General features: G+C 72.3%; 16 protein-coding genes. 6 read left to right on the top strand and 10 right to left on the bottom strand.

The genetic code is table 11. The features are described from left to right. The first annotated feature begins 20 nt into the window (after nucleotides 1–20). Nucleotides 21–2,840, top strand: a complete 2,820-nt coding sequence (locus tag ACGFJ7_RS12575; RefSeq protein WP_392642236.1) for a TIR domain-containing protein — start codon at nucleotides 21–23, stop codon at nucleotides 2,838–2,840. Here the strand turns inward: ACGFJ7_RS12575 and ACGFJ7_RS12570 are convergent. Continuing rightward, nucleotides 2,828–5,086 carry an ATP-binding protein gene (locus tag ACGFJ7_RS12570; RefSeq protein ID WP_392642235.1) on the bottom strand — a complete coding sequence of 753 codons (2,259 nt, stop codon included), beginning with the start codon at nucleotides 5,084–5,086 and terminating at the stop codon, nucleotides 2,828–2,830. The two genes, ACGFJ7_RS12575 and ACGFJ7_RS12570, sit on opposite strands and share 13 nt — an antisense overlap. Nucleotides 5,087–5,219: 133 nt before the next feature. Between ACGFJ7_RS12570 and ACGFJ7_RS12565 the strand changes: the two genes are divergently transcribed. Then, nucleotides 5,220–5,837: a hypothetical protein gene (locus ACGFJ7_RS12565; protein ID WP_360248685.1), complete on the top strand. Its 618-nt coding sequence runs from the start codon at nucleotides 5,220–5,222 to the stop codon at nucleotides 5,835–5,837. Between the two features lie 182 nt (nucleotides 5,838–6,019). Here the strand turns inward: ACGFJ7_RS12565 and ACGFJ7_RS12560 are convergent, their stop codons facing one another. After that, nucleotides 6,020–6,262 (bottom strand): hypothetical protein, encoded by a 243-nt coding sequence (locus tag ACGFJ7_RS12560; RefSeq protein WP_392642234.1) that lies wholly within the window; start codon nucleotides 6,260–6,262, stop codon nucleotides 6,020–6,022. 272 nt (nucleotides 6,263–6,534) lie between these two features. Here ACGFJ7_RS12560 and ACGFJ7_RS12555 point away from each other — a divergent pair, with 272 nt between their 5' ends. Genes ACGFJ7_RS12555 through ACGFJ7_RS12545 form a run of 3 tightly spaced genes read left to right on the top strand, consistent with a single transcriptional unit; the run spans nucleotide 6,535 to nucleotide 11,314 of the window. Continuing rightward, entirely contained in the window at nucleotides 6,535–7,680 is a 1,146-nt protein-coding gene (locus tag ACGFJ7_RS12555; protein ID WP_392642233.1) for a tetratricopeptide repeat protein, read from the top strand. Next, entirely contained in the window at nucleotides 7,677–10,808 is a 3,132-nt protein-coding gene (locus ACGFJ7_RS12550; RefSeq protein WP_392642232.1) for a CHAT domain-containing protein, read from the top strand. The genes ACGFJ7_RS12555 and ACGFJ7_RS12550 overlap by 4 nt, the downstream gene beginning before the upstream one ends. Before the next feature lie 2 nt (nucleotides 10,809–10,810). Further along, nucleotides 10,811–11,314 carry a hypothetical protein gene (locus tag ACGFJ7_RS12545; protein ID WP_360248697.1) on the top strand — a complete coding sequence of 168 codons (504 nt, stop codon included), beginning with the start codon at nucleotides 10,811–10,813 and terminating at the stop codon, nucleotides 11,312–11,314. 38 nt (nucleotides 11,315–11,352) lie between these two features. On the opposite strand, the gene ACGFJ7_RS12540 is transcribed toward ACGFJ7_RS12545, so the two are convergent. The 4 genes from ACGFJ7_RS12540 to ACGFJ7_RS12525 form a co-directional block, all read right to left on the bottom strand. Further along, on the bottom strand, nucleotides 11,353–11,751 hold the full coding sequence (locus tag ACGFJ7_RS12540) for a hypothetical protein (protein ID WP_392642231.1): 399 nt from the start codon (nucleotides 11,749–11,751) through the stop codon (nucleotides 11,353–11,355). Nucleotides 11,752–11,809: 58 nt separating this feature from the next. Next, complete coding sequence (locus ACGFJ7_RS12535; protein ID WP_392642230.1) at nucleotides 11,810–13,381, bottom strand: ATP-binding protein; 1,572 nt, start codon at nucleotides 13,379–13,381, stop codon at nucleotides 11,810–11,812. 280 nt (nucleotides 13,382–13,661) lie between these two features. Continuing rightward, a complete protein-coding gene (locus ACGFJ7_RS12530) occupies nucleotides 13,662–13,784 on the bottom strand; it encodes a hypothetical protein (RefSeq protein WP_360248706.1) in 123 nt (40 codons plus the stop codon). A gap of 183 nt (nucleotides 13,785–13,967) precedes the next feature. Continuing rightward, nucleotides 13,968–14,213, bottom strand: coding sequence for a hypothetical protein (locus ACGFJ7_RS12525; protein ID WP_360248709.1), 246 nt, complete (start codon nucleotides 14,211–14,213; stop codon nucleotides 13,968–13,970). A 287-nt stretch (nucleotides 14,214–14,500) separates the two neighbouring features. On the opposite strand from ACGFJ7_RS12525, the gene ACGFJ7_RS12520 reads away from it, so the two are divergent. Next, on the top strand, nucleotides 14,501–16,123 hold the full coding sequence (locus ACGFJ7_RS12520; protein WP_360248712.1) for a methyl-accepting chemotaxis protein: 1,623 nt from the start codon (nucleotides 14,501–14,503) through the stop codon (nucleotides 16,121–16,123). Nucleotides 16,124–16,238: 115 nt separating this feature from the next. On the opposite strand, the gene ACGFJ7_RS12515 is transcribed toward ACGFJ7_RS12520, so the two are convergent. The 4 genes from ACGFJ7_RS12515 to ACGFJ7_RS12500 all read right to left on the bottom strand — a co-directional run bounded on the left by ACGFJ7_RS12515 (nucleotide 16,239) and on the right by ACGFJ7_RS12500 (nucleotide 22,358). Beyond that, nucleotides 16,239–16,820, bottom strand: coding sequence for a hypothetical protein (locus ACGFJ7_RS12515; RefSeq protein ID WP_360248715.1), 582 nt, complete (start codon nucleotides 16,818–16,820; stop codon nucleotides 16,239–16,241). Further along, nucleotides 16,804–17,007 carry a hypothetical protein gene (locus tag ACGFJ7_RS12510; RefSeq protein ID WP_360248718.1) on the bottom strand — a complete coding sequence of 68 codons (204 nt, stop codon included), beginning with the start codon at nucleotides 17,005–17,007 and terminating at the stop codon, nucleotides 16,804–16,806. Before ACGFJ7_RS12510 ends, ACGFJ7_RS12515 begins: the two co-directional genes overlap by 17 nt. After that, nucleotides 16,980–20,357, bottom strand: coding sequence for a hypothetical protein (locus ACGFJ7_RS12505; protein WP_360248721.1), 3,378 nt, complete (start codon nucleotides 20,355–20,357; stop codon nucleotides 16,980–16,982). The genes ACGFJ7_RS12510 and ACGFJ7_RS12505 overlap by 28 nt, the downstream gene beginning before the upstream one ends. A gap of 300 nt (nucleotides 20,358–20,657) precedes the next feature. After that, the gene (locus tag ACGFJ7_RS12500) at nucleotides 20,658–22,358 is read right to left on the bottom strand and encodes a sulfatase-like hydrolase/transferase (protein WP_392642229.1); all 1,701 of its coding nucleotides are present in this window, start codon (nucleotides 22,356–22,358) and stop codon (nucleotides 20,658–20,660) included. Nucleotides 22,359–22,378: the final 20 nt, after the last annotated feature.

Below are 22,378 nucleotides of genomic sequence, written 5' to 3'. Positions count from 1 at the left end.
GCGTGTGGCAGGCTGGCGCGATGGACGACGAGGCGGGTTCGTACGACGTCTTCCTCTGCTACTCCTGGGCCGACGGGGAAGCGGCCGGCGCGCTGCACGACGCCCTGGTCGACGCCGGCCTGTCGGTGTTCCAGGACAGGGTGGAGGGCGAGCTCTACGTCCCGCTGGGCGAGTCGGTCGTCGAGGCGCTGAACCGGTCGCGGACGCTGGTCGCGCTGATGTCGCCGCGACTGCAGGACAGCCCGCACTGCCGGGAGGAACTGCATCTGGCGCTGTCGGCGGCGGCCCGGCTGGGTGACGAGGCGCGGGTGATGGCGGTCGTGCTCGACATGTCCCCGGACGACGTCTGGCCGCCGGAGCTCACCCGCCTGCGACTTGCCCGGACGGCGGCACCGGACGCCGGTCTGGCCCGCCGGATCGCCGCGGTGGTGGGCCGGTACGAGGGTCTTCTCGGCGACGCGCCACCCGTACCGGACCCGCGGTGGTATCCCCGCGAGCTGCCCGGCACGACGCGGTTCCGGGGACGGTGGGACGAGCTCTGGCAGATCCGGCACGGCCTGCGCGCCCGGACGCGGAACTCGGACCGCGGCCATCCGGTCGTCGTCGTCACCGGGCCGGGCGGGCTCGGAAAGACCGCCCTTTGCCTGCAGTACGCCCGGTGGCTGCCCCAGGAGCATCCCGGCGGCGTGTTCCTTTTCGAGCTCGGCGGCGGCCGGACCGAGAGCTCGCTCCGGTCGGCCTTCCGGCATCAGCTGGCGGCGCTCGCCGATCGCTGGGGACTGCGCGGCCCCGAGGCGCTGGCGCCCGCCCTCGAGGCTCGCGGAACCCCGTACCTCTGGCTGATCGACGATCTCCCGGTGGACGTGCCCGGCGAGCTGATCGACGAGCTGTGCGCGCCGACCGCGGAGGGCCTCACGTTGATCACCAGCCGTGGGCGCGTCGACCGTCCCGACCAGGCGACAGTGGTCCTCGAACCGTTGACCCGCACGATCGGCGGCCGGGTCCTGACCAGCCGCCGGCCCGCCGCCCCCGGCGAGCGGGCGGCCGTCGACGGCATCGTCGACCTTCTGGGCGGTCACCCGCTGGGGCTGACCCTGGCCTCCGGCCTGAGCACGCCGGCGGACTTCGCCGGCTATCGAGCCCTCCGGGACGATCTGACGACGGCCGAACCGGACCGGCTCGAGGCGGTCGCGGCCGGACTGGCCGGTGACCTTCCCGCGGGCTGTGCGAAGCCGTTCGCGGTGGCGCTGCTGCGCGGGTTCGCGGCGCTGCCGGGCCCGGCGCGGGAGGCGCTGACCGCGCTGAGCGTCCTGAGCCCCACCTTCGTCGGTGACGACCTGCTCGGCGCGATGGCCGGCGCCTCGTCGTCCGCGCTCGGGGCCGCCGCCGACCGGGGCCTGGTCGAGCTGCGGGCGGGTGGCTGCCTGATGCACGCGCTCACCGCCCGGGCCTTGCGGGTGCGGACGTTCCCGGCCGAGGTCCGGGCGCGGTTCCGGGACTCGGCCCTGCGCGCGCTCACCACCGCCGTCGAGGCCACCCGGGAGACCTACCGGCACCGGGAGATCGCCCACCACCTGCCGCACGTCCGGGCGGTGACCGGCCTCCGGCCCGGCGGTGACGCGTGGCCGGTCGGACCGGACGAGCGGTACCTGCTCCACGAGACCGGCCGGACCGAGATCGAGGCGGGCCGGTTTGGGGCGGCGCTGGAGTTGCTTCAGGCGCTGCACGACGCCTGCCGGGACGGATCCGGTGCCGACGCCGAGACCCGGTACGCGGTGGTCACCGCCCTGGCCGCCGCCCACGCCGAACAGGGGAACCGGACGACCGCGCTCGGTCTGCTGGAAGGAGCGGTGGCCGAGCTGGGCCGTAGCCTCGGGCCGGGCCATCCGGACGCGATCACCGCCCGGCACAACCTCGGGCTGGCCTGCCTGGCCGCCGGGCGGGCCGACCGGGGCTACGAGCTCGTCCGGGCGTCGTACGAGGCCCGCCGCGACCATCCGAGGCTCGGGCCGCTGCACCGGGAGACCCTGCTGGCCCTCAACGGCGTGGCCCTCGTCCGCGGTCATCTCGGCGCCACGGCGGCCGAACGGGACCGGAGCCGCCGGGCCGCCCACCGCATCTGGCTCGGCGCCGACGAGAGATGGCGCCGCGTGGCCCGGCCCGGCGACCAGTACGTCCTCGACGTCCGCAACGGGCTCGGGCTCAGCTACCGCGCGATCGGCCGGCCCGACCGGGCGCTGGCCGTCCTCGACGACCTGCGAAACCGCCGCGAGACGTTGCTCGGGCCGGAGCATCCGGACACGCTGGGCACCGCGGAGAACGCGCTGATCGTCCGGGCCGATCTCGGTGAGCCGGTGAGTACGGGATTGCGCGACGTCCTGCTCGGCCGGCTGCGCACCCAGGGGCCGGGCCATCCGAGGGTCGGGGTGACGATGGCCAACCTGATCCGGTCCGAACGGGACCAGTCCGAGCTCCGGGCCCGCGCGGTGACCGGCGCCGAGGCCGCGGCGGCCCCGCCCGGCGCGGTCCGGCTGGACGGCGACCACGTCGACGACGAGATCGACCTTCAGCAGCTGGCCATGGACTGGCAGGATTCGTGCACCGTCCGGTTCGGGCCGGACGACCCGCGCAGCCTGACGGCGACGTGCTGGCTCGCCTACTCGCTGGCCGCCGCCGACCACCTCGACGGGCAGGTCGGCTGGGCGCTCGATCAGGTCGAGGCGAGCTGGCCCGGGATCGCGGACGCCGTCGACGCCGGCCGAGCCGACGCGGCCGACCTGGAGATCGCCACGACGATCCGGGACTGGGTACGGGGTCTGGCCGCCGATCAGGAGGACTGACCGTCGAGGTCGGCCCGCACCTCCGCCGCCTTCGCGGAGCCCAGCGCGGCCAGGACGGTGTAGGCCCGCGTCCACCGGGCGTGGGCCTCGCCGGTGTCACCGGCCGCGGCGGCCACCGTTCCCAGCCCGCGGTCGGCGAGGGCCTGCTCGTAGCGGCTCCCGCACTCCGCGGCGGCCCGGGCGGCGGCCCGGTACGCCTCGACCGCGTCCGGGTGCCGGCCGGCCAGCACCAGCGCCCGGCCCAGGGCGTTCCAGCTGCGGGCCAGATCCATCGTCATGCCGAGCTCGGCGCACAGGCCGGCCGCCTCGCGCAGGTGGACCTCGGCCTTCTCGTAGTCGCGGGCCTCGGTCTCGGCGAGCGCGAGGGACCGCAGGGTGATGGCGATGTAGCGGCGGGCGTCCGGGTGGTCGGCGGCCGCCTCGCGGTACCGGCCGAGCGCCCGCTCGCTGAGTTCCAGCGCCCGCCGCAGATCACCCCGGCGGCGGTGCACGACGGCCTGACTGGCCACGGCGTTGCTGACCCCGTGCGGATCGCCCACGGCGGCGAACAGCTGCTCGGCCCGCTCGTACTGCGGCCGGGCCCGGTCGTCGTCGCCCAGCTCGTGCCAGGCCAGGCCGAGATTGTTGCGGGTCATCGCCTCGGCCCGGCGGTCGCCGATCCGGATCGTGGCGGCCAGCGCGGCCTCGTGGCTGAGCAGCCATTCCTGAGTGCGCTTGCTGAGGAAGTAGTAGCTCTTGAGCTGGAAGGCGAGCCGCCAGCGTAGCGGGTCGGCCCGCTCCGGGCCGGCCGAGCCGAGACACAGGGCGAGCATGGTGCCGCTCTCCGATTCCAGCCAGCTCAGCGCCCCGTCGTAGTCGTCGAACGGGGCCGGCGGGGGATCGTCGCCGTCCGGAAGGTCGATCTGATAGCGGCGCGGTGCGATCCACGCGTCCGCGCGGCGGCAGACGTGCAGGTAGTAGCCGTACACCCGGGTCAGCGCGCCGTCGTCCGGGTTCGCCGCCGCGAGTTCGGCCGCGTAGTCGCGGACCAGGTCGTGCATCGCGTACCGGCCGTCCGGCTCGCGGTGCACCAGGCTGGCCCGGGTGAGGACGCGCAGGTGAGCCAGCGTCTGGGCGCGCCGGCCGCCGGTCAGGGCGCTGACCACCGCCGTACTGAAGACCCGGCCGGGGAAATGCCCCAGCAGCCGCACCGTGTCCCGGGCCGGCTCCGGGAGCCGGTGGAACGACCAGGAGATGACGGTACGCACGTCGGTACGGGGGTCGTCGCTGCCCAGGCGGTCGAGTCGTCCCCGGCTCTCCAGCTCCTCGACCAGGGCCGACACCTCCTCGTGGGACGAGGCCGGCAGGGAGGTGGCCACGACGCGCAGGGCCAGCGGCAGATGGCCGCAGAGCCGGGCGATCCGCTCCGCGTGCCCGGCCAGACCGGCGCCGGCGATCTCGCGGACGAGCCCGGCCGAGTCGGCGGCGGACAGCGGGGCCAGCGTCACGGTCCGCCCGCCGTGGTGCACGCCCAGCCCGCTGAGCTCGTGCCGGCTGGTCAGCAGGACCGCGCAGGCCGGGGAGCCCGGGAGCAACGGCCGTACCTGCTCCTCGGACCCGGCGTTGTCGAGGACGAACAGCATCCGCCGGGCGGCGGCGGCGTCGCGCAGGGCCGCCGTCCGGCTGGCCACGTCGCCGGGCAGGGCGGCCGGGTCGAGGCCCAGCGCCCGCAGCCAGCCGGGAAGGACCTCGGCCGCGGTCAACTCGCGGGCCGGTCCCCAGCCCTGGAGGTCGACGTAGAGGACGCCGTCGGGGAACCGGTCGCGGGCCTGGTGCGCCCAGTTCACCGCGAGGGCGGTCTTGCCGACTCCCGGCGGCCCGGTGATGACCACCATGGAGGTCGACCGGCCGCCGGACGTGTCCAGCAGCTCGCTGATCCGGCGCGACTCGGCCTCGCGGGCGACGAACGGCAGCGTCCCCGGCGGAAGCTGGTGGAGGGCGGGCCGGGGCGGGCGCCGTCCCTGTCCGGCCAGGACCTGCCGATACAGGGTCTCCCAGTCCGGTACGCCGGTCAGCCCGGCCGGAACCGACTCCAGCAGGGCCCGCATCGCCGGCCACCGCTGGTCACCCGGCACGGAACGGCCGGTCTTGGCGTCGTACCAAATCGCCTTGCTGACCCCGCTGCGGGCCGCCGCCGTCCGATCGCCGCCGAGGTGAGTGACCGCCTTCCGAACGCCGGACCGGAAACGCTCCGCGGCTGTCACCATGCCCGGCACCTCCCCCCGCCGGACGAGTTCCGCCGGACATCCGCGGCCCCGTCCCCTGGTCACGGGGCTGGGCACCGCCGTCCGGCGCCGGACGGCCGTCGCCGGACCCGGTCCGCTTGGGCAGGCTGACCGCATGTCCACCATCGCACAGGAATCCAAGGCCGCCGCGCCGCGCGCGGTCACGGCCCCGCTGAACTGCTCCATTCTGGTGACCGACATCGCCGGGTTCGGCGATCCTCGTCGCGACGACCACGACCGCCTCCGGCTGCGGGCCGGCCTGCTGGGTGTGCTCGCCGGCGCGTTCGCCGACGCCGGGGTGCCCTGGCGGCGCTGCCGGCATCAGGACCGCGGCGACGGGCTGCTCACCGTGGCGCCGCCGACGATCTCCACCACCCCGCTGGTCGATCCGCTGCTGTCCCGGCTCGCGGAGCGGCTCGGGCGGTACAACGAGGCGGCGGACGACCCGCTCCGGATCCGGCTACGGTGCGCCCTGCACGTCGGCCCGGTCCTTCCGGACGGCACCGGATATCCGAGCGCGTCGATCATCCACGCCACCCGGATGCTCGACTCGAGGCCGCTGCGGCGCGCGGTGGCCGGTTCCGGAGTGGAACTCGCGGTCATGGTCTCGACGTACGTCTACGAAGCGGTCGTCCGGCACGTGGCCGCCCGCGAAGCCTTCCGGCCGGCCCGTTACCGGGCCAAGGGCACACCGATCACAAGCTGGCTGTACGTCGCGGGCGGGCCGGGCTGATGCGCGGCCGGTGGGCGGCGGTGATCATGGTGGGCGCGCTGGTCCCGGCCACCGTGACCGGGATCCTGTCGTGGTTCGGCGGGGCCAACCCGCCGAACGCGGTGATCGCCGGTGGCGCGGCGTTCTGCGGCCTCGCCTCGTTCGGCTTCACCGTCTTTGAATTCCTGGCCGCCGATCGGGGGTCAGGACGCCGTTTCGATGGACGACCCGTCGCACACCAGATGCCGCACCATGAGCGGCAGGTCGACCCACACCTGGGCCACCGTGTACCGCGGGCCCGGATCGGCGGCGGCCAGCGCGTCGATCGAGGGCGGGAACGGAAGGTCGAGCAGCATCGTGAGCCGGGTGGACCGGTGCCGGGCGGGCAGCCGGACCGCGCGCCACCCGCCGTGGCGCGAACTCGACGCGGCGACGCCGGCCGGCACCCCGCGATTCGTGGCCGCCCCAGGCGAACACGCTCGCCGGGTTGGGCCATCGGATAGAGCGCCGCCGTCCGGTCGCCGTCCGGTCCGGTACGGGCCACCCGCACAGCTCGGCCCACCGCGGGCCGATCACCTCCGCGCGCAGGCCGTCGAAGGCCAGTGCGTAGGCATCGTCGAGCCCCACGAACGCCTGGTATGCCGTACGGGGGAATCGGTGATCCGACCGGGTTACGGGCCGTCCGGGGCGGGGCCGAGCCACTAGAGTCGACGTCACCATGCGGTCCGAGGAGCTGTCGTCGCTGAACGAGCCGGTGCTCGACTGGCCCGTGCCGTGCGACCTGGCCGACCTCGACGAGCGGTATCAGCGGCTCTACGTGCGGATCGCCGAGTCCGATCCCGCCCTGCTGGCGGCGACGCTCGACGACGTCGCCGCGCAGTGCCGCTCGGGTGATCCGGCGACCATCCGGGTCTACGCGGCCGGGCTGCTGGCCGCCGACCGCCCGCATCAGGCGGTGAGCGTGTTGCACCGGCTGACCGAGACGCACCCGGACGACGTGCCGGCCCGGGTCGATCTCGCCCGGGCCGACATCGCCGTCGGGTTCCTGGACGACGCGGCCGCCCAGTTGACGACGGCGGCCGGGCTGGCCGGGGAGCTGCCCGGCGCCCGGCACGAGATCCGGCGCCGGATCGACGGCCTGGCCGCCTGGCGCCGGTGGATGACGCTGCACCTGCGATTCCACGAACTGCGGGTGGCCGCGTTCCGGGAGCGGGCCGAGGCCGGCTCGGCCGGCGCCGACCCGCAGGCCGCCCGGGCGTACTCGTTGCTGCTGCTGGAAAGGAACGACGAGGCGACGGCGGTCCTCGAGACGGCCCGGCGGGCCGCGCCGCGGCACGAGCGCACCCTGGAACTGCTCACCATGGCCTATCTGCACGCCGGGCGGACCGAGGACTGGCACCGGGCGCTGCGCGAGCTCGAGCAGGTGGCGCCGCACTCGCAGGTGGTGGAACTGCTCGGCGACCAGCGCGACCGGGACGTCGAGGTCTTCGACCGGGACCAGAACGACCTGCTGCAGGTGCTCACCCAGCGGGCCCTGAGCGGCGACGCCGAGGCCATCGAGACGCTGCGCGGCCAGTGCCGCCGCAACCCGGGCGACCGGACGCGCGCCAACCTGCTCATGTTCGCCGAGATGGCGCACGGCGACCTGGACGCGGCCGTCCGCCTGGCCGATCAGCTCGCCGCGCTCGACGATCCGGGCCACTCCCTGCACTACAACATGGCCCAGGTGTACTGGCGGGCCGGGCGGCTGGCCGACGCCCGGCGCCAGCTCGACCTCGCCGACCGGACCGCGGCCGACGCCCAGGACCGCGCGGAAGCGGCGCGGCTGCGCGCCTCGCTCGAGGAGAAGGGCTGCGGGGCGTGAGCGCCACCGAGGAGCTGATCGAGCGGCTCCTGCTCGTCGACCGGATCACCGAATTGCCGGCCGTGCTCCGGCAGGAGCTGACCGTCGGCGGCGACGAGCTGCGGGCCACTGTGGAGCGGCTGGCGGCCGAGCGGGCGGCCGCCGGCCGGACCGCGGAGGCCGAGTTCCTGCGTTTCCTCGCCCCGCTGCTCGACGAGGCGCTGCCGGAATGGGCCCGGCACCGGTCCGGCGATCCGGTCGCCGCGGCGCTCGATCTCGACGACCCGCTGGCGCTGTTGCGGCTGTACCGGGCCGAGGAGGCCCTGCGGACGCCGGAGGCGCTGAACCGGGCCCGGGAGCTCGTCGCGGCGTCCCGGCTCCCCGGCCGGCAGCGGGAACGGTCGGCGCTGCTCTACGCGGTTCTCGGGCTCCACTGCGACCGGCGGGAGGTGCGGGTCCAGAGCCGGGCCACCTGGGCGGCCACCCTGCGCCGGCGCGGCGACCTGCCGCGCGCCCTGTTCCACAGCCGGCGCGCCGAGCGGGAGGCGGACGACCAGCAGCGTGTCCTGCTGCAGGGCCTGACGGCCGGCATCCAGGGCCTGGCCGGCGACCTGACGGGCCGGATCGCGACGCTCACCGACGCGCTCGACGGCGCCGAGGGCCTGACCCGCGAGCCGCTGCACCGGGGGCTCGCCGAGGACCTGCGCGAGCTGGGCCGGACCCGGGAGGCGCTGGATCACGTGAACGCCGCGCTGGCGCTGCTCGGTGACGACCCGATGCTCGACGAGTTCCGCTTCGGCCTGGTCAACCTGCGCGGCCTGCTGCATGAGGACGTCGGCGAGTACGAGTACGGCAGCGCCGCGTACGAGGAGGCGATCGCGATCGCGGTGCGGATGGGCGATCGCGGTCACGAGTTCGACGCCCGTACCAACGCGGCGGCGTCGCTTCTCAAGGCCGGCCGCGTCCGCGCCGGCCGGCGCGCCTTCGAGCGCGTCCACCAGCTGGTGACGCGCTGGGGAGTGCCGAACCTGATCCCCGCCGCGTCGAACAACCTGGCCGAGGCCGACATGCAGGCCGGCGACCTGGACGCGGCGGCCGGACACTTCGGGGCGGTGCTGGCGATGCGGCCGGCCGACGAGGCCAGCCGGGGAGTGGCGCACAGCCTGTTCGGCCTCGGTGACGTGCTGCGCCGGCGCGGCGACCTCGCAAGCGCGGCCACCATGTACCGGATGGCCCTTGTCACGGGGATACGGGCGGGGGACGCGGAGCAGACGGCCATGTTGTTCGCCGGGCGGATCGCCGACGTCGACGACCCGGAGACGGAGGGCGTCCTGCGGGAGCTGGCGGAGAACCACCGCGGCAGCTCGCGGTGGCGGGTCCGCCACGCCACGGCCTCGGCGCTCGCCGACTACCTCGCCCGGCACGACCGGGTCGAGGCGGCCGTCGAGGCGACCCGTGAGCTCCTGGCCGAGGCGCAGCGGCTCGGGGACGCCCGGGCGGTCGCCGAGGTGAGACAGTCGCTGGCGCGGCTCCTGGCGCGGGATCCGCGAGGGCGGGCGGAGGCGTTCCGGTTGCTCTGGTCGGTACGGGCCGACGTGCTGTCGTGGGTGGACGCCGCCGGCGACCCGGCCCGGCGGGCCGAGATCGTGAGCGAGTTCATCAGCCTGTACGAACAGCTGCTCGACCTGCTGCTCGACGGCGGTACCGGACTGCCGCTGCCGGACCGGCGCCCGGCCGCCGAACTCGCCTTCGACCTGCACGAGGAGGCGAAGTCCCGGACGTTGCTGGCCGAGCTCGCCGAGCTGCCCACGCCCGTACCCGCAAGCGTGCCCTCCGATCTCTCGGAGCGGGAGGCGGATCTCCGCGCTCGGCGGCGCACCCTGCTCACGTCCCTCCCGCTGCTGACCGGCGACGGGCGCCGGCGGCGGCTCGACGAGCTGGCCGAGCTGACCGGCCGGCTGGACGGCGTCTACCGCGAGGTCGCCGCGTATGCGCCGGACTACGCCCGCCACCGGCAGGGCCGGCCGGTGACCCTGGCGGTGGTGCGGGACCTGCTCGACCGGCACGCGCCGGCCGAGGGGATGCTGCTCGTGTCGTACTTCTGCGGGCGTGAGACCACCACCTACTTCGTGGTCGAACCCGGCGGCGCGCTGCACAGCTTCCGCGTACCCCTGGGCGCCGAAGCCGTCACCGCCGTCGTCGACCGGCTGCGGGCGACGTTCAACGGGAACGCGCGCGCGTTCCCGCCCGTGGCGCCGATCCACCCGCGCCGCCCGCACCGGCGCGAGCTCGACTTCCTCGCCGCGCTCGGCGAACCGTTGCTGCGGTTCACCGGCCTGCTGGCCGGCCGGCCGCTGCTCTGCGCGGTGCCGCACGGCCCGCTGCACCTGACCCCGTTGCACGCGCTGCCCGACAGCTCCGGCGCCCCGCTGGCCGCGCGGGTGGCGGTGACGTACGCGCCCAGCCTGAGCCTGCTGGCCCACACGCTCAGCCGCCCGGTGATCCACCCGGAGAGCGTGCTGGTGGCCGCGGTGGCCGCCCGGGAGGATCCCGACCCGCTGGTGTTCGAGGAGGACGCCGGCATCCTGCGGGCCGCCGGCTGGCCGGTCACGGTGCTCGCCGGTCCGGCCGCGACGCCCAAGGCCACCCTGGCCGCGCTCGGCCGCCACGAGATCGCCCACGTCACCTGCCACGGGTACGTCGACGACGCCAGCCCGGGCGAGTCGGGCCTGGTCCTGTCCGACGGCGACCGGCCGACGAAGTACGTCGGGCGACTGTCGATCTCGCAGCGGCGGGCCACCGTGTTACGCGCCGAGGACCTGGCCGTGGCCCTGACCTCGGTCCGGCTGCTGACCCTGCGGGCCTGCTCCAGCGCCTGGCAGTCCGGCGACCACCGGGGCGACGAGTTCACCGGCCTGAACCGGGCCCTGCTGCGCGGCGGCGCGGCGGCGACCCTGGCCTCCCTGTGGAACGTCGACCAGCACAGCTCGGCCGAATTCCTCGGATGGGTGTACGCGGGCTGGCGCGCCGGGGAGCCACTGTGGCGCGCGCTGGGGGAGGCCCAGCGGCGGGCCCTGGCCGACCCCCGGACCTGGATGCGCCACCCGTACCACTGGGCGCCCCTGGCTCTCACCGGTGATTGGAGATGACAGTGGATCAATCCGCCGTCGACCGTCTCAGCGACCGCTCGGTCCTGCTGTCGTTGCAGGAGCTCGCCGAGACGGTGGGACACGACGTGGGCGAGATCGCCCCGGACGAGCAGGAGGCGGCCGACCTGCTGGCGGCGCTGCTCGCGAGCACCGGCCTGCCGCCCGCGCCGGCGACCGCGCTGCGCGAGGAGGGCGCCGCGGTGGAGGCCGGCCGCAGACTCCTGGGGCAGGCGCTGCGCGACCCCGACACCGGGGCCCCGGCGGCGGAGATCCTGGCCGACCCGCCCGGCGACGACCAGATGAGCGTGGAACTGGCGGTGGCGGCCGCGGTCGTGCTCGGGGCGCTGGTCGCCTGGCTGCAGACGAAAATCGACATCAAGGTCAGCCGCAAGGACGGCAAGACCGAATTCGAGTTCCGCGCCACCAAGGCGGCCACCCAGCCCGCCCTGCTCCGCCAACTGGCCGAGACGGTGGCCACCATCCTGAACCCACCACCCGGCCCCTGACGCCGACCGTGCCCGGTCAACGGCTTCATCCGATTGGCCTACAGTTCGAACGGATGCAACTGAACGTCTTTGCGAGATACGTGGATCTGCACCCAGCTGGCATCCGCCTCGGCCGGCGGAGGCTCAACGAAGTCCAGCAGAATCATCGACCCGTCCAGATCCAGGACGCCGGCGCCATCGGGAGTCAATGCCAAGCGCCCGCGCAAGACCACGCCATGGCCACCCGCCGAGATCGCCGGTCCAGGATCGGCGGCAAGCTTGGCGTCCAGGCCCCAGCTGATCTTCATGTCGATCGTCCACTCGACGTCATACCGCCCCGGGACGGCATCCGGTGCACCACACCACGGCACCACCGTCCGGCCTACCGGAGTTCGGACCTGCACTATCGGGAAGGGACTCCGGTCGAACCGGAGCACCTTCTCAACCTCGACCAGCACTCTCAGATCATGCCCGCTGCCGATCGCACGCGGTGAGTCCAGAGCATCAGATGGCCTCTTAGCGGGGCAGACTGACGCGCAGAGTGGTTCCGCGACGGTGGTCGGGGTTCGGGCCGGCGTTAATGGTGCCGTGGTGGCGTTCAGTGATCAGTTGGGCGATGGTCAAGCCCAGTCCGGTGCCGGGGATGGCCAGCTCGGTGGCGATGGCCCCGCGGAAGAAGCGTTCGAACACGTGCGGGAGCTCGTGGTCCGGTATGCCGTAGCCGGTGTCGGCGACGGTGAGATCAACCGTGGCCTCGGTGCAGGTCAGCGTGACGGCGACCGTGCCGCCGTCGGGGGTGTAGGCGAGCGCGTTGTCCAGCAGAACGGTGACCAGTTGCCGCATGCGGGCCCGGTCGGCATGCTGCGGCACGCCGTCCGGCGTGTGGCAGGTGAGGGTGATGTTCTTGGCGGCGGCCTGCGCGGTGGCTCCACGGACGGTGTCGGTCACCTCGGCGCTGAGGTCGATGTCGGCCATGCGCAGCGGGCTGCGCCCGGCGTCGAGGGCGGACAGGTCGAGGAGCTGGTCGACCAGGCGGCGCAGGCGATCGCTGCTCCGCCGAGCGCCGCTGATCATGGGCTGTAGTTCCGCGGCCGGGGTGCGCGGGTCGGCACCGTGCAGTTCGTCCAGGTACAAGCCGATGATCGACAGCGGGGTGCGCAGTTCATGCCCGACGAGGTTGAGGTAGTCGTCCTTCGTACGGTTGAGCAGTTGTTGCAGCCGGTCGGCGTGGTGTGCGGCGGTGATGTCGTGGAAGACGGCGACCGCGCCGAGGGGCTGCCCATGCTCGCTGGTGATCGGGTGGCCGTTGACCCGGAACAGGCGGCGCTGCCCGTGCACGTGCAGCAGGCGCTCCGCGCCGCGCACCGACTCGCCGTGCAGTGCCCGCAGGAGCGACGACTCCGCCGCGCGGACCGGGGTGCCTTCCGGGTCGGTGATGGGCAGCCGGGCCGCCCAGTCGTCGGCGGTACCGTCCACGGTGCCGGTGCCGAGGATCGTTCGCAGCGACCGGTTCACCAGCACCATCCGCCCGTCGGCGTCGCAGGCGGCCACACCGGTGTCGAGGCTGTCGAGCAGCGTGTCCAGAAACATCCGCTGCTGGTGTTCGCGATCCCGGGCCAGGTGTTCGGCGGCGAACGCGGTACAGGCTTGCGCGGCGTCGTCGACACCGGCCAGCTCTTCCGGCGACCAGTCGCGGCACTCGGTGTCCGCGACGGCGCACACACCGACGATGAGCCCGTCCGGGTCGCGTATCGGGAACCCGGCGTAGCAGCGCAGACCGGTGGCTCTCACCGGCGCGTCCATCGGCACCCGGATGTCGGTCCGCGTGTCGCCGATGACGACCGGGAACCCGCTGTGCAGCACCAGCCCGGCCAGCGTCGACGTCACCGGTGCGGACCGCCGGTGCGCGAACCCCGCCGGCACTCCGTGACCGCCGAGGAGGCGCACATGCTGCCCGTCGAAGACATGGATCATCGCGCACCGGACGCGAGCGGCCCGCGCGAGAACCGCGGCCATCCGGTCGGCGGCGTTCTGCGTCGACCCGGCCGGTGACAGCTCCAAGGCGGCCGTGCCCGGCCCGGAGCTCACCGCACCGACCGCCGCCCGGCTCGATCCACCACCCCGGCCCACCACGTCATCATCCCCCGGACGCCGACGCCGGCGGGCCGATTCGCCCGAGCCCACACGGCCGGTCCTTCCCGAGCGCCGATCGGGCGGCTCCGCCGACTCAGGTCGTAGCCCAGTTCCCGCCGGCGTCCTCACGGTCCCCTTCCGCGACGGCAGCCTCGCCGCTGTCATCCCGCTGGGTCTCGCCGAGCGCGCGGTCGTCGCCGTTGACATCGCGATGATCGCAGCCGCGACCGCGTGGTCATGCTCGGCCCGGAGGGCAGCGGACCGAGGTTCCGGCCGGGCGGCGGCGTAGCACGGTGACGGCGGCGACCGCCACCAACCCGGCGGCCGCGGTCGCGGCCAGCAGCGGCAGATCGGCCATGGCGGCGCTGACGGTGACACCGAGCAGAGCCCAAGCCGTGGTCAGGGCGTACGGGATCTGCCCCCGGAACGTGTAGACGCCGACGCCGGCCGCGCCGGCCGCCGCGAGAACGAACGCGCCCTGCCGGATGACTCCCGTGTCACCGGCCAGTGCCTGGTCCGGGAGCAGTGTGGCGGTGTTGATTCAGATGGCCGCGGTGGACCAGCCGGCGTACACCCCCAGCACGACACCGAGCAGCTTCCGGCTGACGCGCTCGCCGGCCGGCAGCGGGGCCAGCACTCGCCGAAGGCACCAGACCAGACCGGTCAGCATGCCCGCGAAAATCGGAACCGTGAGCCATTTCAGCTCGGACCCCGCGGCGATCAGCCAGGCGACGAAGCCGATGTGCACGAGCGAAAGGGGAACCTGGATCTGACGGTACGGCGCCACGCCGGCCCGTCGGCGCGGTGAGTGGTCATACTCGCTGTTTCGACCAGACGGCGGCGCCAGATGCGATGTCGCGTCGATTTCTCGCCAGGCGATGTCCGCCGGCCCGGCCCAGAACGTGGTGGCGCTTCGGTGCTTGACGGCGGAAGTGGCTCCGCGGTGCGCACTCGTTGCATTTGGGGTTCCTGGGGGCCGACCGCTTCACTCCGCTGCCGGCGCGACGAAGAACCGGTCGCAGCCGGAAAGTCTGAAAGCTGTCATGTCGGGGAGGGGAACGCATGGAGTCGTCGATGCCGTTGGAGACGCCGGAGCGGCGCGGTGGGCTGATCGGCTGGTTGAACGATCGCCGGGTCAGCACGAAGATCCTCGGGGGTGTGCTGGTCGTGGCCACGATCGGGACCGGCGTCTCGTCGTTCGCGGTGGCCGAGATGGCGCAGATCAACCGCAGCACCATCGACGTCTACAACGGCAGCCTTCAGCTCGAGACGATCGCCGAGGTCCGCAACGCCTTCAACCGCGTGCGCATCGACTCCCTCAATCACTTCCTCACCGACGACGCGACGGTGCGGGCCGACGCGGAGAAGTCACTCGCCGTCGACCTCAAGACGCTGGCCGACGCGGAGGACCGCTACAAGAGCTTCGAGTTGGGCCCGGTCCGGGTGGCGGCGCTGGCTGACTTCGACGCCGCCTGGTCGAAGTACGTGTCCGTGCTCAACGGCAAGCTTCTGCCGTTGAGCCGGGCCGGCCAGGACGACCAGGTCGCCTCGGTCCGTCAGGCCGAGATCGACCCGCTGGTGGCGCGGGCCCGTAAGGCCATGGACGCCTTGTCCGCGCAGACCGTCAAGGTGGCGAACGAGGACCAGGCGGCCGCCGCGGCAGCCTACTCGACCGCCAGCAAGCTGGTGATCGCCTTGATCGTGGCGGGTCTGCTGATCGGTGTGCTCGCGGCTCTGGGCATCGCCCGGCTGATCACCAAACCGCTGGCGCGTTGTGTGGCGGTGCTGAAGTCGATCCGCGACGGTGACCTGACCGCCCGTACCAACCTGGTCGCCAAGGACGAGGTCGGTCAGCTCGCCGAGGCCCTTGACGCCTCGACCGCCGCGACGGCCACCATGGTGCGCCAGGTCGCCGACAACGCGCATCACGTCGCCGCCGCCTCGGCGGAACTCTCCAGCGTCTCGGTACAGATGTCGTCGGCCGCCGAGGAGACCTCAGCGCAAGCCGGCACCGTCTCGGATGCCGCCGGCATGGTGTCGGCCAATGTGTCCACGGTGGCCGCCGGCGCCGACGAGATGGGTGTCGCGATCCGCGAGATCGCCACCAGCGCCACCGAGGCCGCCTCGGTCGCCTCGCAGGCCGCGCAGACGGCCGCGCGTACCAACGAGATCGTCGCGAAGCTCGGCGACTCCTCGGCCGAGATCGGCAACGTCATCAAGACGATCACCGCCATCGCCGAGCAGACCAACCTGCTCGCCCTGAACGCGACGATCGAGGCGGCCCGCGCCGGTGAGATGGGCAAAGGCTTCGCCGTGGTCGCCTCCGAGGTCAAGGATCTCGCACAGGAGACCGCCCGGGCCACCGACGACATCTCCCGCCGGATCGGCGCGATCCAGTCGGAGACCCAGGAGGCGGTCCTCGCCATCGGCGAGATCGCCGAGGTCACCGTTCGGATCAACGACCACGCCGCCACCATCGCCGCCGCGGTCGAGGAGCAGACCGCCACCACCAACGAGATGGCCCGCAGCGTCGCCGAAGCGTCGGCCAGCGCCGACAACATCGCCGGGAACATCGCCGGCGTGGCCGAGGCCGCGGGCGCCACCGCGACCGGCGCGACCGAGACCCAGACGACGGCCCAGGAGCTGGCCGGCATGGCCGCCGAGATGAAGCGCGCCATCGCCGTCTACAAGGTCTGACGGGCCACCGTCGACGGCATTGACCGCCACCAGCTCGAGCGCTTGTTCGAGCTGGTGGCGCCTTCATGTTGCCGTCGTACAGAGGGCCGGCACTCCGTCGGCGAGGCTCCCCGGCTCAATGGGGGTCCGGCCCCCGCATGTGAGACGTCAAGTATTCGTCGATGAGGGCCGAGACAGCGCCCGGCTCTTGATCGGCCAGCGCGTCGACCGCATAGTTCCAGTGGCCGAGCGCCAAGGTTTCGGCGAGCAGGCGGCGGGTGTTGGTCAGTCCGGTCACCTCGGCGAGAGCGACGAGCATCTGCGCCCGATAGGTGGGACTGCTCGTTACTGAGGCTATCTGATGAATCCGCTCCGATAGGCGTTCGGCCCGCCTGAGGTCGCCGGCTGCGGCGGCGACCTTCACGATCTCGATCAGCGCTGTGCCCTGGTAGGCGGGGCTGTCGATGAGATCGGTCAACACCTCGGCTCGTCGCAGTTGCCCGGCCGAAGCGGTGGCCCCGACCAGTTCGGTGAGAGCCGGCAAGCGTTCGTCCGCGGAAAGAAGAGAACGGGCATGGGCCTCGATCGCGTCGATGAGGGTAGCCGCATGGCGTTGGTCGCCGCGGCTGACTGCGTTTCGCAGGAAAGCGGTCAGCGTCTGGGTGCGTTCTGCCGGGTCGGCAATTGAATCCGCGGCGACCTCACCCTTGTGCGGCAAGAGCCGAGGCCTGTTCTGGATTTCCTAGCTCGGCGGCCAATCTCGACAGTCTGGCGAATGCTCCCGCCCGCATGGAGGGGTCGGTCATGGATGTGGCGGCCAATTCGGCGTGCCGCGCCACGGTGAGGGCACGGTCGCGGTTACCTCCGGCGTCGGCGATCAGCGATTCGCAGAGCAGGATCTGCACCTTCCTGATGCTCGGGCCGAACTTCGCGGTCGCCTCGGCTTTGGCAAGTGCGTCGTTCGCCCTTTCGGTGTCCCCGGCGTCGAGGGCGAACCCGCCAGGTTGATCAGTGCGGGGAATCGGCGATGTTCATCGGTGATGGATTCGATCACCGCATAGGCACGGTCGAGGCCACCGATCATCATCACGGCTTCGGCCAGTTCAGCGAAGGCTGCGGCCCGCTCTTCCCGGTCGGTGATCGCATCCGCGGCCACCTGCGCCGCGTCAACAAGACCGTTGATCCGGTCGTGCGGACCGGATGCCGCGACCGTGGTGAGCAACTTGGTCCAGGCATACGCTAGGGACCCCGGGCCGGTGACCTGATTGATCAGCGTTTCGGCCTGGCCGGCGAGAGCAGCCGCGCGCTCGTGTTGACGGATTTTGAAGGCGGCTGCGATCAGTTCGCTGATCCGGTGGGCTTCCCGGCTCGGATCATGCCGGGACCGAACGATTTGCTCGACCAGCAGCGCCAGTTCCCGCGCCCGATCCGAATCTCCACTCTCGGCCGCGGAATAGGCTACGGCGGTGAGCGCCGCGGCCCGCTCGCCGGCGAGGGTCATCGAGTCGGCGATCTGTACGGCGCGATGGTGGTCCCCTTGGGCCGCGGCAGATTCCGCGACGGCGAGCAAGGCGTGATTCCGGGAAAACTCGGAATTGATCGAGTGGGCCACCGCTATGGCCTTCTCGTGATCTCGGGCCGCCCAAACGGTCGCGACAGTTCGCTCAAGTGCGTAATCACGGGCGAAGGGGTCGAGAGAGTCAGCAGCGGCCTCGGCCCGTTCCGGGTATCCAGCCTCGGCGATCATTCGCAAGTGTTCCAGCATGGTGCCGGTGTCGGACAGAGTGCCGGCGTCATCCACGACGGTCTCGATGAGGGCCGCGGCGCGGTCCTCTCGGCCGAGTGCGGCCATCGCTTGCGCCACCGAGACCAGCGCCGTCGCTCGCTCCCCGGGATCGGCGCTCGCTCGCGCCACAGCTTCGGCTCGATCCAGCATGGCAGCCGTACGGTCTCGGCCGGCCACACCGGCGAGACCGGCGATTTCACACAGTGCCCACGCTTGTAGACCGTTCTCGGGGACGGACGTCGCCAAGTCCACCGCGTCGCTCACGCCTTTGGTCAGGGCCATCCGCGTCACCAGGCCCGCCATCGCGACAGCCTTGCGATCCGGTTCGGGAATCGACCGGGCGGCCTCCACGGCGTTCTCGACAGCACGTGACGCCGGGCCGACCTGGTCGGCGTCGATCAATGCGTCGGCGACGTACGCCCATGCCGTCGCCTGCCAGCCCGGCTCCGTGATGGCGTACGCGGCCGACTCGGCACGGTCGAAGTTCTTGTGGCCGGCGGCCGCTTCCGCCTGTGCGGCCAGAGCCGGCGGCAGCCATCCGGGATCGGTGATGGTCGCGGTGATCGCCTCGGCGCGTGCCAGGTCGCCAGATCTCGCGGCCTCGGCAGCGCAGGACGACAACGCCTGCTGTCGGCGGACCTCGTCGGCGATGGATCGGAGGACGGCCGACGCGAACTCATGTTCCCGTCCGCTGGTCGCGGAGACGGCCAGTCGGGCCAGCACATCGTCTCGTTCATCCGCCTCGGGGAGGGACCGGGCACATCGGTGTGCTTGATCGGTGTCTCCGTTGTCGGCGAAGGCATATGCCAGCGAGGCGAGGACCCGAGCCCGCCGAGTGGGGTCGACGGAACGAGCGAGCGCTTCGGCGCGGTGGGGTTGCCCGATTCTCGCCCACACTGCCGGCAACGACTCGGGAAGATCGAAGTTGCGCTCGGTGAGCCGCTCCAGATGCCAGGACAACCGGGCGGCGGCCACCAGGTCGGGTGTGTCGCGGGCCAGCAACTGCGAGAAGGCGGCGGCGATGTCGGCCAGCCCGATGGCGTCGCCGCCGGTCATATCCAGTAGACGCTTCTGGCGTGCGGTGTCGGTGGCAAGCGCCACCAGCCGGTCCAGATTCCCCGTCTCGGCGAGCATGTTCGCGTAGCCTCGGAGCAGGTAGGGCGGCGTGTCCTGTGGCCATCCCCGGCGACGGTAGGTCTCCGCCCAGGAGTGGATCCGGGTTCGGAAGCCGGCGAGCGTATCCGGGCCGAGCCGTCCCATGGCTTCCGCGAGCAGCGTCTCGTGGGTGAAGGCGACGATCCGGTCTCCGCTGTACGCATCTGCCCGGCCCGCGATCGTCCGGCCGAAAACTCCGGACAACAGGTGGTCGATCTCGAACGCCGGACGACCGGTCAACTGTTGAAGGTCGCGGTGGCCCAGTCCGCCGCCGCCGGCCGTGGTCAAGGCCAGCACCTCGTAGCCCAGCCGGTCGCGGAAGGCCAGCGCCTCATCAAGCTCGCGTTGTGCCTGAGCCGTAATCAGTGCCGCGTGTGGCGACGGGTCAAGGCGCCGGATGCGGCACGTACGCAGAGGATGATCGGGATCGACATCGGGTGGGATCGGCGGGTCGGGGCGAGCAGCCACCACGACCCGTAACCCGGCGGGCAGGTGCTTCGGCAGGCACGACGCGATGCTGGGCAGACCGGTACCGGGCGCCGCTCCCCGATCTTCGTCCAAGCCGTCGACCAGAAGAACCAATTGACAGCCTGCTTGAGACGCGCGTTGCGCCGCCGCTGTCAGCAGCTGACGCCGCAGGCGATCGCGGGCCGGCGGGGAAGCAAGCACGGGCAGCTGCTCGCCGGTCATCACACTCAACTGGTCGAGCAACTCGCTGGTGAAAGCCGTATTGTCGGCGTGCCCGGCGTATCGACCGGTAACGAAGAACGAGATGATCCACGTCCGGCCGGGTGGCCGCAGGGCGAACCAGGCCATCAGCGCCGACTTGCCCGCCCGCGCCTCGGCCTGCCACCACACATACCGATCATCGCCGTCGGTGCACCAGCGGGTCAGCTCCGCCAGCTCCGGCTCCCTGTCATACAGCTCCAGCGGGGCCATGTCGCGCAACTGCGCCACATAGCCGGAGCTGCGCCACCATTCCGGCGCCTCCGGAACGGCATGCGCCCGCGCGAGTGTGTACAGGCGCAACCCGCGATCTTGCTCCGATCCGGCCGCACCGAGCGCCTCGAGAAGCGCCCGGGCCTGGATCTCATCGGCCGGCCAGGCCTCACCCCGCAGGATCGCACCCACCCGGCCCGGCTGGCTCAGGTGCATGGCGGTCGCCATCGCCCGCTGACTGGGCATGCCATTGGCGCGATGCAGCCGATCGCAGTAACTCAACCAATCGAACCGCGGACCGGAACTGGGCCAACGTTCGCGATTGATCGGTTTGCCGCGTCCTTTCCGACTCTGCGCCATCACCGCCCCCGGCAACGAACAAGTGTGTGCTCAGTGTGTTCTTACGCCGACCCTCCGAGCAGCTCAGAGCCACTCCACCAGCACAGCACACAGGAGCACACACCGTCCACGCTCGGCGGCCGTCCATCCTCGATCCCACAAGGTCATAGCTACAGCAAAGGACGGGCTCCAGGATGCGAACCACTGCCGACATAGCGACCGTGGTCGCTGCGCTCCTCTCGCTCTCCACCGCGGCGATCAATCTTTTCTCGGCCCTCTCGGCCCGGCAGCGCTCAACGAGACATTCCGTGCCAGATGAAACGCCTCCCGGCCTGGTCACCGGCCGCCCAAGGCGACTCCGGGTGTCCGGCCGTAGGCCTCGAAGAACTTGTTGCGGAACTCGTCCATCCGCCATACCGGGGTGGTGTCGGTGGGGTGCAGGCCGTCGGCCCATCGCCAGGCGGCTATGCGGTCGAGGACCGTCTTGTCCTTGGCGATGATGGTCACCGGGATGTCGCGGCTGGCGTTGGGGCCGGTGATGACGGACATGGGCTGGTGGTCGCCGAACATGACCAGGACCAGGTTGTCGTCGCCGTATTTGGTCGCCCACGTGATGAGGCTGTCCACCGAGTAGGCGACCGACTTGGCGTACTCGGCCTGGGTCTTCGTCTTGTCGCTCCAGAGGGTGGTCCGCTCCTGGGCGGTGCCCTCCATCGACTTGAAGATCGAGCCGTCGCCGAGGGCGTTCTCGTCGACCATGGACGGGACGTGGGTCCACGGCTCGTGGCTGGAGGTCAGGGTGACCTCGGCCATCAGCGGGCCCTGGGCCTTGGCGTAGACCTCGCGCTGGAAGGCGGCCATCGTGTACTGGTCGGGCATGCGGGACCAGCCGAACTTCGGGCCCTTGTATCCCATGTTCCGGGAGTCCAGGACCTTGTCGTAGCCGTAGAAGCCGGCCTCGTGCCAGTCCTCGGTGTTGCCGGGCTCGACGCCGGCGGTCTCCCAGCCGGCGTCGTGGAAGGCGCGGGTCAGGGTGAGCCGGTTGCCGCTGACCATCTCGTCGTAGCGGCTCTGGCTGGTCACCCACAGGCCGGACTGGAACGATCCGTGCGCGAGCCAGCTGCCGCCGCCGTACGTGGAGGAGGTCAGCCATCCGGTACGGGCGTGGAAGCCGCGCGTCGCCAGCTGGCCCTCCGCCTTGGTCAGGGCCGGGGTCAGCACCGCGTTCATGCCGGGATCGGTCAGGGCGCTGTGGCCGTAGCTCTCGATCACCCCGATGACCACGTCCTTGCCTTTCAGGCCCGAGACGAGGTCGGTCGCGGGGACGCCCGCGTACGGGTCGTGGCCCACCGCGGCCGCGAACTGGCGCTCGTCGCGGATGGTTGCCGGCACCTGCCTGGCCAGGGTCTTGACCATGGCGGCGGCCGAGTCGGAGGCGACCGGGTTGTTCGGGTACAGCGTGAGGCCGCTCAGCGCCAACGCCAGCCACGCCGCGCTCAGGCCGACGAGCGTACGGCGTACCGGCAATTGATGCCTTCCGGTGACCGAGGCGAGCCGGACCGCCGACAGGACCATCACCGCCGGAATCAGCACGGCCAGCAGGATGGCCCCGGCCACGGCCAGGTTGGCCGTCGTCCGGCCGTCGGTCTCGGTCAGCGCGTTGTAGCCGTCGTGCAGCAACGGCGGGTCGAGCACCGGGTCGAACTTGCGGCCCAGCACGGTCCGGAAGCCCGCGTTGGCGATCTTGAGGATGACCAGGACGCCGATGCCCAGGCCGGTCAGCGCCGCCACCGGCCGGCGCCACCGGGGGGACACCGCCAGCACCACCGCGCCCGCGACGATCAGCTCCATCGGCAGGCGCAGGAACGCCCCGGGGATGAAGGCGCCGTCGGCCGGCCGGGCGATCGTGTCGGGCACCACGAGCGCCGCCACGATCAGGACGGCCGCGAGGACGGTGACCAGGGGGCCGAGCGCGCGGCGGATCTTCGTCAAGAGCACGACCAGCAGTACGGGGACGGGCCGCTCAAGGTTCAGCACGGAAAGCGGCGGCTTGGCGC

The organism is Actinoplanes sp. NPDC048988 (assembly GCF_043197815.1).
GTDB lineage: Bacteria > Actinomycetota > Actinomycetes > Mycobacteriales > Micromonosporaceae > Actinoplanes.
Note: the sequence above shows the minus strand (reverse complement) of the source record. Positions and strands in the feature narration are given on the sequence as shown.